Source organism: Mesorhizobium cantuariense (genome assembly GCF_042647205.1).
Taxonomy (GTDB): Bacteria; Pseudomonadota; Alphaproteobacteria; order Rhizobiales; family Rhizobiaceae; genus Mesorhizobium; species Mesorhizobium cantuariense.
In genome coordinates this window covers 6,446,805-6,459,532 of the sequence record NZ_JBHRVD010000001.1, presented here as the reverse complement: position 1 = coordinate 6,459,532, position 12,728 = coordinate 6,446,805, and the positions used below count along the sequence as shown (strand labels likewise).

General features: G+C 63.1%; 10 protein-coding genes. 4 read left to right on the top strand and 6 right to left on the bottom strand.

The window, feature by feature from the left end; translation table 11 throughout:
• Nucleotides 1–9 precede the first annotated feature (9 nt).
• The 3 genes from ACFOJ9_RS31655 to htpX form a co-directional block, all read right to left on the bottom strand.
• The gene (locus ACFOJ9_RS31655; RefSeq protein WP_378984988.1) at nt 10–1,734 is read right to left on the bottom strand and encodes a heparinase II/III family protein; all 1,725 of its coding nucleotides are present in this window, start codon (nt 1,732–1,734) and stop codon (nt 10–12) included.
• Between the two features lie 148 nt (nt 1,735–1,882).
• Entirely contained in the window at nt 1,883–3,271 is a 1,389-nt protein-coding gene (locus ACFOJ9_RS31650) for an RsmB/NOP family class I SAM-dependent RNA methyltransferase (protein ID WP_378984986.1), read from the bottom strand.
• Complete coding sequence (gene htpX, locus ACFOJ9_RS31645) at nt 3,268–4,287, bottom strand: zinc metalloprotease HtpX (protein WP_378984984.1); 1,020 nt, start codon at nt 4,285–4,287, stop codon at nt 3,268–3,270. Before htpX ends, ACFOJ9_RS31650 begins: the two co-directional genes overlap by 4 nt.
• A 105-nt stretch (nt 4,288–4,392) precedes the next feature.
• Here htpX and ACFOJ9_RS31640 point away from each other — a divergent pair, with 105 nt between their 5' ends.
• Nucleotides 4,393–4,614 carry a DUF1674 domain-containing protein gene (locus tag ACFOJ9_RS31640; protein ID WP_378984982.1) on the top strand — a complete coding sequence of 74 codons (222 nt, stop codon included), beginning with the start codon at nt 4,393–4,395 and terminating at the stop codon, nt 4,612–4,614.
• 7 nt (nt 4,615–4,621) lie between these two features.
• Here ACFOJ9_RS31640 and ACFOJ9_RS31635 read toward each other — a convergent pair whose 3' ends face one another.
• Complete coding sequence (locus ACFOJ9_RS31635; protein ID WP_378984980.1) at nt 4,622–5,287, bottom strand: HAD-IA family hydrolase; 666 nt, start codon at nt 5,285–5,287, stop codon at nt 4,622–4,624.
• A 162-nt stretch (nt 5,288–5,449) separates the two neighbouring features.
• Here ACFOJ9_RS31635 and ACFOJ9_RS31630 point away from each other — a divergent pair, with 162 nt between their 5' ends.
• From ACFOJ9_RS31630 to ACFOJ9_RS31620, 3 genes are all read left to right on the top strand, one after another.
• Nucleotides 5,450–6,319, top strand: a complete 870-nt coding sequence (locus ACFOJ9_RS31630) for a transglutaminase-like domain-containing protein (protein ID WP_378984978.1) — start codon at nt 5,450–5,452, stop codon at nt 6,317–6,319.
• 298 nt (nt 6,320–6,617) lie between these two features.
• Nucleotides 6,618–8,036, top strand: coding sequence for a pilus assembly protein TadG-related protein (locus ACFOJ9_RS31625; protein WP_378984976.1), 1,419 nt, complete (start codon nt 6,618–6,620; stop codon nt 8,034–8,036).
• A gap of 410 nt (nt 8,037–8,446) precedes the next feature.
• Nucleotides 8,447–9,715 (top strand): class I SAM-dependent methyltransferase, encoded by a 1,269-nt coding sequence (locus ACFOJ9_RS31620; protein ID WP_378984974.1) that lies wholly within the window; start codon nt 8,447–8,449, stop codon nt 9,713–9,715.
• A 1-nt stretch (nt 9,716) separates the two neighbouring features.
• On the opposite strand, the gene ACFOJ9_RS31615 is transcribed toward ACFOJ9_RS31620, so the two are convergent.
• Both ACFOJ9_RS31615 and acs read right to left on the bottom strand, forming a co-directional pair.
• Nucleotides 9,717–10,460 (bottom strand): MOSC domain-containing protein, encoded by a 744-nt coding sequence (locus ACFOJ9_RS31615; protein WP_378984972.1) that lies wholly within the window; start codon nt 10,458–10,460, stop codon nt 9,717–9,719.
• Entirely contained in the window at nt 10,460–12,415 is a 1,956-nt protein-coding gene (acs, locus tag ACFOJ9_RS31610; protein WP_378984970.1) for an acetate--CoA ligase, read from the bottom strand. Before acs ends, ACFOJ9_RS31615 begins: the two co-directional genes overlap by 1 nt.
• Nucleotides 12,416–12,728 lie beyond the last annotated feature (313 nt).

Genomic DNA, 12,728 nt, shown 5'->3' with positions numbered 1-12,728 from the left:
CAGGTAGGCTCAGTTGTTTTCCGGGTAGCCGGCGATGCTGGTGCGCGTCAGCTGCCAGTGGACTTCGGCGACTTCCGAGGCCTTGAAGGCAAGCACGATCTGGCGGCTGCGGCGCGGGCCGCCAAGACCGGCGAAATAAATCGATTCCTCGACCTCCGGCACCACTTCGCTAGCGGTGAACACCCAGGTGTCGGCCTGATCGGCGGCCAGCACCAGGCGATCATGCTCGTCCTGCAGCAGGTTGATGTCGGGGTGGACGTGGAAGCGGACGGTGACGAGGTCGCGGCCATTGTTACGGATCGCCGCATTGCCGGGCCGCTGGAAGCGGTCCCTGCCGGCCAGCACATTGCCGTTGGACGACAGTTTCAGTTCGCGCTCATGCAAGAAGCCGAAGCGCGGGACATAGCCGTCATGGCGGGCGATGAAGCCCTGAACGCCTTTCTGGTCGGTGCGCTTGCACTGCACATGCTGCGGGCCGCCGATCAGCGGCGAACCGAGCAGGTCGTTGACGCGCAGCGAATGGCTGAAGCGTGCCGACGAGGTGTCGTTGATGGTGGCGGTCGAGTGCGCGGCGGTGGCGCGCGCCAGCGGCCGGAATTCCGCCGCGCCATAGGTGTCGATACCGGCGTTGACGATGTAGTGCTGGCGGCCGGACGACAGTTCGAAGGCGAGGCAGCTGGCGTGTGCGGCGTTGGACACGTCGACCGGCGGCGGCAGGCCGGTGTCGGCGATGACCGTGGTGCCGCCCATCGACAGGCGCTCATAGCCGGAATGCGGCGCATGCAGCAGCGGTGCGCCGGCGGTATCATCGTGGCGCAGTATGGTGGCGATGCGGTCGTGGATGGTGGCGCCCATGCCGTTGAAGCGGGCGAGGCTGCCATCCTGATGGCGGAAGAAGCGCAGCGCCGGCAGCATGCGGTCGATGGCCCCGATCAGTGCCTGCGGCGGCGTCTCCGCCTGGTTGGCATAGGTCTGGCGCAGCGGCAGAAGGTCGGCGAGGATTTCCAGCACGACCATCGGATTGCGCGAAATGTGGCCGCCGTCGGCGAGGATCTGGCGGTCGAGTTCCTCGGCAAGGTTGCGGGTCGCGCCGCGCAGCGCCGATGCCGGCGCCGGCAGGGACAAAGCGGCGAAGGCGAGCGCGATGCGGGCGCGCAGCCTGTCCTTGCCGTCGGGCATTTCGCGGGCCATCGACCTGAGGTAGCGGATCTGGACGGCAACCGACTTCAGGAAGGCGCGGTAGAAGGGGAACTCGGCGCCCTGCAATACGACTGAGGAGTGCTGCAGCCAGGCGATGATGCGCTTGGCCGTCGTGCCGGGCTCCCAGGCGATGCCGGAAATATGGCTGCCATGCATGGCGATCCAGTCGGAGACCAGGGCGCGGGCATTGGCGGCGGCAAGCTCGGTGCCGGCGGCGCGCATGTGACGCAGCCAGCGAAAGCCGTGCAGCGTCTTCTGCCAGCCATGATTGGGCACGTTGATCTGGAACGGCGACTTGCCGCCGGTCTCGACCAGATGGCCCGACAGGGGATAGCGGCCGGAGTAGATCTCGAGTGCGATCTGCGGGTCGGCAAGGCGCAGGTCCGGCGGTGCGATCAGCACACGTTCCGGTGTGCGGCCGGAATAGCGCCAGCGATAGACCGGCCCAGCACGCAGGCGCCGGCGCGTTTTGCGCCAGAACTCCTTCGCGACAAGCGTCCACAGACGCGTCGTGCTGCTGGCAGCAAGTGCCAAAACCCCTCCTAATCGTCCACTACCCCGGCGCAGAGTTTACATGATTGCATGACTCGTGCGAAGGCGAATTCCATGGGGCGGTGTCGGTTCACGCGGTTCTGCCCCAGACCCTCCCTAAAAAAGTCAGTAAATCCGGTAAGTTAACTCCTTAGCCGGCTCGGCGGATGCGAGCGGCGAAGAAGCCATCGAGACCGGAAATCCCGGGTGAACCAAGGTCAAGATCGGCTGGCGTGGTGCGCAGCGTGCCTTGCGGCGTCAGGAACGGATCGATGCCGGCGATCTCGGCTTGCCGCAGGGGATCGTCGGCTATTCCAGCCGTGCCGGCCAGAAAGGCACGATAGAGGTCTTCGCCCTCAAGTGGGTCCAGCGAACAGTTGGAAAAGACGATCCTGCCGCCGGGTTTCACTAGCGTGACGGCACGGGCGAGCAGCCGGCGTTGCAGGTCGGCGAGTTTTTCGGCATCGGCCGCCGTCTTGGTCCACGGCACATCGGGATGCCGCCGTACCGTGCCGGTCGACGAGCAGGGCGCATCAAGGAGAACGGCGTCGAACAATTCCTTCGGCTCGTATTTGAGCAGGTCGGCCTGGACGATCTCGGCGGACAGACCGAGTCGGTCGAGATTCTGCGTCAACCTTACCAGCCGGTTTTTCGAGGTATCGATGGCGGTGACCTTGGCACCGGCGAGAATGAGCTGCGCGGTCTTGCCGCCGGGGGCGGCGCAGAGATCGGCGACGCGAAGCCCTCTGACATCGCCGAACAGCCGGGCCGGCAGACTGGCCGCGGCGTCCTGGACCCACCAGGCGCCGTCGGCAAAGCCGGGCAGTTCGGTGACGGGTCCAACGAGATTCTCCACACGGACCGTGCCGGTCGGCAGGACGATACCGCCGAGCTTTTCGGCCCAAAGCTCGGGATCGGCCTTGACCGAAAAATCGACCGGCGCCTCGACGCGGTGGACTTCCAGGATCTGCCTTGCCTTCTCTGGGCCGTAGGTGGCCTTCAGCCGATCGGAAAACCATTTGGGCGCTTCGTCGGTAGCGGCAAGGGCGACTGGCAGTTCCGTTTCCTTGGCGCGCGCCAACGTGCGCAGCACGCCATTGACGAGGCCGGAGAAGCGCACCGTGCGCGGATCGGACTTGGCATGGGTCACCGCAATGTCGACGGCGGCGCTGTCGGGAATGTCGAGGAACAGGATCTGTGCCGCCGCCACATGCAATATGTGCGACAGCGCGGTGGCGTTGGGCGGCAGCGGCTTTTCCAGGCGCCGTGCCAGCAGCCCTGATATGGTCATGCGATAGCGCAGTGCTGTAACCAGAATGGCGCGGACGAGGCCGCGATCACGCAGGTCGAGCGCCTTGTATTGCGGATGGCCGTTCTCGTGGTCGGTCAGCCCGTCGAGCGGTGTCCTCGCATCGATGACGGCGGCAAGCAGGCGCGCCGCCGCCTTGCGGGCGGCGAGACCGGCAACGAAGTCGCCGCCGTCTCTGTGTTCCTGATCACCTGAAACTGTGCGTCGAGGTTCTCTGTCCGCCACGCTCACGACCACCGGCCCTTGGGCCCGGTCGGGTTGCGACCCCACGGGTTGGATTTCGGCTTGGCGGGCTCCGCCGGCTGCTCAGGCCGTGCTGCCTGATCCCACGGGCCTGATGGCCGCTGTTCGTCCGCTGGCGGCGGCGTCGGAGCCTGGCGGGGCGCTTGAGTGCCGCTGCCGGGCATCTGCCGCGCCATCGCCTGCAAGGCAGCGATACGGTTCTCTGTGGCAGGGTGGGTGGAAAACAGACTGTCCATGCGCTCGCCGGAAAGAGGATTGATGATGAAGAGATGCGCGGTTGCCGGATTGCGCTCGGCATCGGGGTTGCGGATGCGTTCGGCGCCACGAGCGATCTTGTCAAGCGCCGATGCCAGCCAGAGCGGGTGTCCACAGATTTCGGCACCACGCCGGTCGGCCTCGTATTCGCGGGTCCGGCTGACCGCCATCTGTACGATCATCGCGGCAAAGGGCGCCACGATCATCGCCGCCAGCACGCCGACAAAGCCGAACGGGCTGTTGTTGTCGCGGTTGCCGCCGAAGAAGAGGGCGAAATTGCCGAGCATCGAAATGGCGCCGGCAAAGGTGGCGACGATTGTCATGGTCAGCGTGTCGCGATGCTGCACATGGGCGAGTTCGTGCGCCATCACCGCTGCGACCTCTTCAGGCGTCAGCGCCTGCAACAGGCCGGTGGAGGCAGCCACCGCCGCGTTCTGCGGATTGCGGCCGGTGGCGAAGGCGTTCGGCTGCGGATTGTCGATCAGGTAGGTCTTCGGCATCGGCAGGCCGGCCTGTTTGGCCAGCGACTGGACGATGGCGTAATATTCGGGCGCGCTCTTTTCATCGACCTCGATGGCGCGATTCATCGACAGCACCATCTTGTCGGCATTCCAGTAGCTGAACAGGTTGGTGCCGGCGGCGAACAGGAAGGCGATCATCATGCCGCCGGTTCCGCCGATCAAAAAGCCGACGCCCATGAACAGCGCGGTCATCGCAGCAAGAAGCATGGCGGTGCGGATGGTGTTCATCGTCTGCTCCTGTCCGGGGAATAGCGAAAAGGGGTCGATCGTCGTGGGCTCATGGCTATATGATGGGAAACACCGGTTCCTGTTTCAATCCGCTGGAAATATCGCATGAACGACGAGACCAGTAAAATAGAGGCCGACCCTGGCCATGGCGTCGAGCCAAAGGCGTTGACACCGGAGGCCAGACGCGCGCTCGCGGAAGCCGAAGCAAGGCGTGTGAAGTATCTGGAAAAGGAAGCCGCGGCGCCGAAGGAGATCGGCGGTCGCGGCGGCAAAGAGCCTGGGCGCTACGGCGACTGGGAGGTAAAGGGCCTGACCAGCGACTTCTAGATGCTGCCTAAGCGGCGCTGCGCTGCGGCTCAAGCGCTATCCAGCCACGCTCGTCGATGGTGATGCCGATCGTGTCGTAGCCTGCGATCGCGGCATGCTGCGTTGGCAATGGATGCTTGTGCGTGGCGTTGATGACCATGACCGCCGCGCCCGCCGCCTCGGCTGCCGTGATGCCGGCCGGAGCATCTTCGAACACGAGGCAATCGCGCGCGTCGAAGCCGAGCCGTTCTGCGCCAAGCTGGAAGCAATCGGGCGCCGGCTTGCCACGGGAAACATCTTCCGCCGCGACGAGGATGGCCGGGACAGGGATGCCGGCGGCCTGCATGCGCAAGAGCGCCAGTTCGCGCGGCGCGGAGGTCACGATCGCCCAGCGCTCGGACGGCAGCGAATTGAGAAATGCGGCTGCGCCGGCGATCTGGAGGATGCCGTCCAGATCGGCCGCCTCGGCCTTCAGCAGCAGATCAGCCTCGTACGCCGGGTCGACGCCTGGGAGTGCCAGGCCGGTGATGGTCTCGATCGCCCGCACGCCATGGATCGTCGGCAGGAAAGCGGCGACATCGAGGCCCTGGCGGTGTGCCCAATCGCTCCACACCCGTTCCGCCGAGGCGATGGAATTGATGAGCGTGCCGTCCATGTCGAAAAGGAAGGCCGCGAATTTTCTGCCTGAATACATGATTTTCCTTGAGTCCAGGGGGAGCGCTTGTGGCGTTCCCGAACCTAACGTCTCGGCCACGTCAGGGGAAGACACGGACCGGGCTTTTCAATCGGCCCAGGGAACCACGGCATCCATCCCCGCGTTTGAACTGTTTTCCACGACGATCGAAGGGGGACTGCGATGCTGATCCGGCTCGGCTACGAAATCGCCATCGAATGCACAGCGGCTACCCCGGTTGTTTCGCTGCTCGAGATCCACAAGGACAGGCAGGCTGACATCAAGCGGCAGACGCGGGTGCTGACATCGCCTGCCGTGTCGACCAGGCTCTACCACGATTTGTATGGCAATGCCTGCCGCCGGTTCACGGCGCCCGCCGGCGGCTTTCGCATCCTTTACGACGCGGTTGTCGAGGACAGCGGCGAGACGGACGAGGTCAACACGCTGGCCAGGGAAGTGCCGGTGGCGGAACTGCCCGACGAGGTGCTCGGTTATCTCCTGGGCAGTCGCTATTGCGAGACCGACCATCTGAGCGGCCTGGCCTGGCAGCTCTTCGGCCATCTCCCGCCCGGCTGGGCGCGGGTGCAGGCCATCGTCGACTATGTCCACAACCGGCTGTCGTTCGGCTACGGTTATGCCCGGTCGACCCGCACCGCGGCGCAGGCGCATGAGGAGCGGGTCGGTGTCTGCCGCGACTTCGCCCATCTGGCGATCACGCTCTGCCGCTGCATGAATATTCCGGCGCGCTATGTGAATGGCTATCTCGGCGATATCGGCGTGCCGGCCGATCCGGCGCCGATGGATTTCTCGGCGTGGCTGGAAGTGTTCCTCGACGGCAAATGGTACACGTTCGATCCTCGCCACAACACGCCGAGAATCGGCCGTATCGTCATCGCGCGCGGCCGCGACGCCACCGACGTGCCGCTGCTGCACAGCTTCGGCCCGCATCGGCTCAGCCTGTTCAAGGTGTGGACCTACGAACAGGAAGGCAACCTGTTCAACCCGCCCTATCACGGCATCGACAGGACCGTCAGTGCGCAGATGCTGGCCTAAACACGTCCTGCAACCTCGGGACAGATGGTCCGCTTCGGCACACAAGCCTTGTGCCGCAACAGGACGTCGCCGGACATCCCGCGATCCTGGGGTCAGATGATGGTAAGCGGTTTGTAAACAAAGCCGCAGCCGTGTCTTTTTGTTTACCGATCGTTCACCTTTGGGAAGCTCGAAACCAAACAAAAACAACGAGTTGTTGCTGAGCAGCCAGCCCTCCGGCGCGCAGCGGCGTCATCCGGCTGGAATCCTGCATTGCCCTGTCTGCGGCGACGAGGCCGAGGCAAGCGGAGGCTGTAGGATGCGGAGTTACGGGGGTCTTGTTCACGCGGTCGGCGGGTTTGCCAGAGATCGCGGTGGAAATTTCGCAGTCCTGTTCGGCCTTAGCGCCTCGGTCTTGGCGCTAGCTGTCGGCTTCTCGGTCAACGTATCGCAGCTCTACAATGCCAGATCGAGCCTCCAGAGCGTGGTCGATGCTGCGGTCACGTCGACGGCACGCGATCTGACGACCGGCGCCATCAAGGAAACTGATGCCAACACATCGGTTCAGGCTTTTCTCGACGCCAACAGAACGGCGGGCATCCTGCAGGCCGATCAGGTCGTGCTCGACAAGCTGACTGTCAACAGGACCGCCAAGACGGTTCAGGCCGACGCCCATGTCGATGTCGCGCTGTACTTTCCGATTTTTGGCACGGGCGACATGAAACGCGTCACCGCTTCCACAACGGCGCTCTATTCGGACAAGACCATCGAAGTGGCGATGATGCTCGATGTGACCGGGTCGATGGGGCCGAACGCCTGGTCCAAGACCAATAAGATCGCTGACCTGCAAAATGCGGCTTCCGGGGCTGTCAGCGATCTTCTGGACAACAACATCGATGCGAAAAACCCACGCGTGCGCGTGGCGATTGTTCCCTATGCCGAAGCGGTGAATGCCGGCGGTCTCGCTGACGGCGTCTTCGTCGAGACGAGCGGCGGGCCGGATCTGCCGCCACCTGTGGATGCTCCGGTTTCGGTGTCTGTGACACCAGCACCGGACAAATGTGCCACCGAACGCAAGGACAAGGATGGCTACGCCGACACGTCATCCGACGGACCCTACACATCGCGGTGGGACAACAACGACAAAGAGTATCTGGCCAGAATCAATCGGGATGATCGTATGAGAACGTGCCCGACGTCGGAACTCATCCCGTTGTCGGCCGACGAGGAGAAACTGCTCGATACGATCGATGATTTCAGCGCGGCTGGCGTGACCGCCGGCGGCATCGCCGTGCAGTGGGGCTACTATATGCTTTCGCCCTCGTGGCGCCCGACAATCGTCAATGCCGGGCTCGGTGCGGGTCCCGCCAATTTCGACAAGAGGAAAGTCGCCAAGGTCGCCATCCTGATGACGGACGGTCAGTTCAACACAGCGTTCGCCGGCAGTCGCGGGGCGCCAAAATCACAGAACGCGGGCCAGATGTCGCGTGGCAATGCCGAAGATATCTGCGATGCCATGAAGCGTGACGGCATCGAAATATTCACGATCGGCTTCGACCTGAACGATCCGACCATGACGGCGACGGAACGAGACCAGGCGAAAAGCGTGCTCCAGGATTGCTCCACGGCGGACACATCCTCGCTTAAGCATTATTACGAGGCCGCAACCGGTGCGGAACTGAAGCAGGCGTTCGATGACATCGTCCGGAACATCGAGAAGGTCACCGTTGCCAAATAGGCTCTCGATAGCTGCAATTCAGTCGTGAACGGCCCAAACGGAAAAGGCCGCCGCTTCTTTCGAAGCCGGCGGCCTTCCGTGTTTCCGTCCGTGGCGCGACCCTATGGCGATGACCTATGGGTCAGCCGCCGCGCATCTCGCGCCTTAACGGGAAGACTGCTTCCCGAAAGTGCAATCCGCTGAGGCCACGTTCTGGAAAACGAAATCACTCGACATCGGATCACCTCCTTTCGATTTGTTGAACACATACTCATGATGGGGTGCGTTGCAGCAAAAGACAAGGCGCAGGTTTGAAAAAGTCGGGTAGGTGCTTTTGGCACGACAGTGGGTTGCGGGCTGTCGGCCGGGCAGGCAAGATCATGGCATAGAGCCGAGCCGGCAATCCGGATCGGCCCCTCTGGGAGGGATGCATGGATGCAGCCGAGAGAGCGGCTCGGATCGTGCGGACGGTTGTCGAGACGCTGAAGCCGGGATTTGCCGTCAGGCTGTGGACTGGGGAGCGGATCGGCCCCGCCACTGGTCCGGTGCTCACCATCAACGACCAGGACATCGTCTGGCAAGTGGTGAAGCGACCGTCCCTGTCGACGCTGATCGACATGTGGATTTCCAAGACGATAGACATCGAAGACGGGACGATTTTCGACTTCTACGCCCTGCCGTCGCAAGGCAAGCTCAGAACCAAGATCAAGTCTCTGCCGAAAATGGCGATCCTGCGCGACCTGCCTTCCGTGCTTTTGGCACGCAAGCAGATGACTGCGCGGACCGATCTGTCGGGTCGCAACCCTTATGTCAGCGGTTCGAGCCAGGAAGCGATCCAGCATCACTATGACATTTCGAACGCTTTCTACCGGCTCTTCCTCGACGAGCGCATGGTCTACAGCTGCGGCTACTTCAAGGATTTCGCCAACAGCATCGATCAAGCGCAGATCGACAAGCTCGACCATATCTGTCGCAAGCTCCGGCTGAAGCCTGGCGAACGACTGCTCGACATCGGCTGCGGCTGGGGAGCGATGCTCATCCATGCCGCGAAGAACTATGGCGTCATCGGCCATGGTGTCTCGCTGTCGGAGGCGCAGACCGAGCTGGCCCGTGAGCGCATTCGCGCCCAGGGGCTGGAGGACCGCATCACCATCGAGATCAAATCCTATGCCGAACTCACCGGCAGCTTCGACAAGATCTCGTCGATCGGCATGTTCGAGCATCTGGGGCTGGCCAACCATGCGACCTATTTCTCGACCGTTCATCGCCTGCTCAAACCGGGCGGCATCTATCTGCATCACGCCATCACCAGGCGCAGCAAGGGCGACATGAAGAAGACCTTGCGCAAGGGTCCGGAGTTCAAGGCGCTGATCAAATACATCTTCCCCGGCGGCGAACTCGACACGATCGGCATGACGCTCGGCAATCTCGAAGCCCACGGCTTCCTCGTCTACGATGTCGAGAACCTGCGCGAGCACTATGCCCGCACCTGCAGGCTGTGGGCCGAGCGTCTGCACGCAAGGTTCGACGAGGCAATCGCCGAGGTGGGCGAAGCCAAGGCGCGGCTGTGGCTGCTTTACCTGACCGGCTGTTCGATCACCTTCGAACGCGCCTCGGCACAGATTTTCCAGACCGTCGTCACCAAGCGCGCGCGCGGCACGAGCGGGCTGCCGCCGACGCGGGCGGATCTGTATCGGTAGCTTACAGGAAGCGCATCGTGTCGCCGGCCTCAACGCTGGCCGGCCGATCGACCGTGCAATAGACGCCGAGATTGTGCGCGTTGTGGCGGACCAGATTGCGCAGGATGCCAGGATCATTGTCGAAGCCATCCTGGGCTATGATGGTGAAACCGCAGCGGCGACAGGGTTCCGAGATGGTCAGCAACAGGTCGCCGATCGCCAACTTGCGGCCGATCCATTCCGTCTCTGGAAACGACCCTTCGATTGCCGCCATGTCGACGACGATGTTGGGACGAAAACGGCGCGGGTCGGTGGCGCCCTCTGGATGCAACGCCTTCAGGCGCGCCAGCGACGCCGTGGTCAACAGATGGATCGGCGCCTTGCGATAGCGCTCCGCCGTCAGCGGGCCGGAATAGCCTGAGGCGGCGTTCTCGCGGCGAAACGGCCGGATCGAGGCTTCGAAGCCGAGATAGGCCGACACCGCGCGGTCGCTCTCGATACCCGGCGCAGCCAGCCAGTCGCCGTTCGGGACGGCGATCTCGAGTTCGCGGGCAGGCGACAGCCGGGTCCGGATGCGCGGCACGTTGTGCCATTTCGCCTCGCGATCCGGTCGTGCGATCTCATTGTCGGTCGCGTCAACAAGGCCGAACATTCTGTCGCCGTCGATGCTTTCGACCTCGACCGAAATCGCCTCCAGGCGCTCGCCGGCAAGCGAACTTGCCGGATAGCGCCACAGCTCACTGACAGTGCCCAGCGCGGTCTGCATCAGCTCTTCTTGTTTTGCCGGTTAGCGATCAGGTCTTCGACGACGGCCGGATCGGCAAGCGTCGAGGTGTCGCCGAGGGCTGAAAAATCGTCCTCGGCGATCTTGCGCAGGATACGGCGCATGATCTTGCCGGAACGTGTCTTCGGCAGGCCGGGCGCAAACTGGATCTTGTCGGGCGAAGCGATGGCGCCGATGTCCTTGCGGACATGGGCGATCAGCTCCTTGCGCAATTCCTCGCTCGGCTGCTCGCCGCCCATCAGCGTGACGTAGCAGTAGATGCCCTGGCCCTTGATGTCGTGCGGGTAGCCGACGACGGCGGCTTCCGAAACCTTGTCGTGGCTGACCAGTGCAGATTCGACTTCCGCCGTGCCCATGCGATGGCCTGAGACGTTGATGACGTCGTCGACGCGGCCGGTGATCCAGTAATAGCCGTCGGCGTCGCGGCGGCAGCCATCGCCGGTGAAGTACTTGCCCTTGTAGGTGGAGAAGTAGGTCTGCATGAAGCGGTCGTGGTCGCCATAGACGGTGCGCATCTGTCCGGGCCAGGAATCGGCGATGCACAGATTGCCGTCGGCGGCACCTTCCAGCACCTTGCCTTCGCCGTCGACCAGCTGCGGCTTGACGCCGAAGAAGGGCCGCGTCGCCGAACCTGCCTTGAGGTCGGTGGCGCCGGGCAGCGGCGTGATCAGGATGCCGCCGGTCTCGGTCTGCCACCAGGTATCGACGATCGGCACCTTGGCGTTGCCGACGATGTTGAAATACCACTCCCAGGCTTCCGGATTGATCGGCTCGCCGACCGAACCCAGCACGCGCAGCGATTTGCGCGATGTCTTCTTCACATGGGAGTCGCCGGCGCCCATCAGCGCGCGCAGAGCCGTCGGCGCGGTGTAGAAGATGTTGACCTTGTGCTTGTCGATGACGTCCCAGAAGCGCGACTGCGACGGATAGTTCGGCACGCCTTCGAACATCAGCGTGGTGGCGCCGTTGGCGAGCGGGCCGTAGACGATGTAGCTGTGGCCGGTGACCCAGCCGACATCGGCGGTGCACCAGTAGATGTCGCCGTCATGGTAGTCGAAGACATATTGGTGCGTCATCGAGACGTAGACGAGGTAGCCGGCGGTGGTGTGCAGCACGCCCTTCGGCTTGCCGGTCGAGCCCGACGTGTAGAGGATGAACAGCGGATCCTCGGCCTTCATCTTTTCCGGCTTGCACTCGGCCTTCACCGTCGCGACCTCGTCATGGTACCAGACGTCGCGTCCAGGCACCCAGCCGGTCTTGCCGCCGGTGCGGCGCACGACCACCACCTTTTCGACTTTCGTTCCGGCTTTCGCGGCGATCTCGATCGCCTTGTCGGTGTTTTCCTTCAGCGGGATCGGCTTGCCGCCGCGCAGGCCCTCGTCGGCGGTGATAACGAAGGTCGACTTGCAGTCGTCGATCCGGCCGGCCAGCGCATCCGGCGAAAAGCCGCCGAAGACGATCGAGTGGATGGCGCCGATACGCGTGCAGGCCAGCATCGCATAGGCGGCTTCCGGGATCATAGGCATGTAGATGGTGACGCGGTCGCCCTTCTTGACGCCGTGCTTCTTCATCACATTGGCAAGCCGGCAGACATGCTCGTAAAGCTCGTTGTAGGTGATCTTCTTGTCGTCGTAGGGATTGTCGCCTTCCCAGATGATAGCGGTCTGGTTGCCGCGCTTCTTCAGGTGCCGGTCGATGCAGTTGACCGAGACGTTGGTCAACCCGTCCTCGAACCACTTGATCGAAACCTTGCCGTTGAAAGAGGTGTTCTTGACCTTGCTGAAGGGCTTGAACCAGTCGATGCGCTTGCCGTGCTTGCCCCAGAACTTGTCCGGGTTCTTGACGCTGTCGGCATACCATTTCAGGTAGGTGTCATTGTCGATCAGCGCGTTCTTCTTCCACGCCGGCTGGACGCGATGGACATGAACCTCGGACATTTCTTCACTTTCCTCCCGAACCAATCCGCCGGCTTGAAACGCCGGCGGGATCGCGGCGAAGCGGCCGCGAATTCGGCGGCATTATTACCAGTTCGCCCGTCATCGCAATATTAGACGTTGGATTCGCGCGGCGGGATGCCGCAGCCTTCCCTTTTGCTTCTGTCAGCACTCCGACGAGTTCGCTGCTAACTGCATGTTTTCGCGCGGAAAACCCGTTTTCGATCAGGAAAAATCAATAGACAGTTAAGCAACGGTGCGCACACTCTGACGTTGGGAGGAAAGGAGACTCAACCAGGGACCGCCCAAGGGGACT

Bases quoted from the DNA above. Each gene is read 5' to 3' on its own strand.
- ACFOJ9_RS31615 (WP_378984972.1), bottom strand. From the start codon at position 10,460: ATGCAGACCGCGCTGGGCACTGTCAGTGAGCTGTGGCGCTATCCGGCA.
- ACFOJ9_RS31620 (WP_378984974.1), top strand. From the start codon at position 8,447: ATGGATGCAGCCGAGAGAGCGGCTCGGATCGTGCGGACGGTTGTCGAG.
- ACFOJ9_RS31640 (WP_378984982.1), top strand. From the start codon at position 4,393: ATGAACGACGAGACCAGTAAAATAGAGGCCGACCCTGGCCATGGCGTC.
- ACFOJ9_RS31630 (WP_378984978.1), top strand. From the start codon at position 5,450: ATGCTGATCCGGCTCGGCTACGAAATCGCCATCGAATGCACAGCGGCT.
- ACFOJ9_RS31625 (WP_378984976.1), top strand. From the start codon at position 6,618: ATGCGGAGTTACGGGGGTCTTGTTCACGCGGTCGGCGGGTTTGCCAGA.
- htpX (WP_378984984.1), bottom strand. From the start codon at position 4,287: ATGAACACCATCCGCACCGCCATGCTTCTTGCTGCGATGACCGCGCTG.
- ACFOJ9_RS31635 (WP_378984980.1), bottom strand. From the start codon at position 5,287: ATGTATTCAGGCAGAAAATTCGCGGCCTTCCTTTTCGACATGGACGGC.
- acs (WP_378984970.1), bottom strand. From the start codon at position 12,415: ATGTCCGAGGTTCATGTCCATCGCGTCCAGCCGGCGTGGAAGAAGAAC.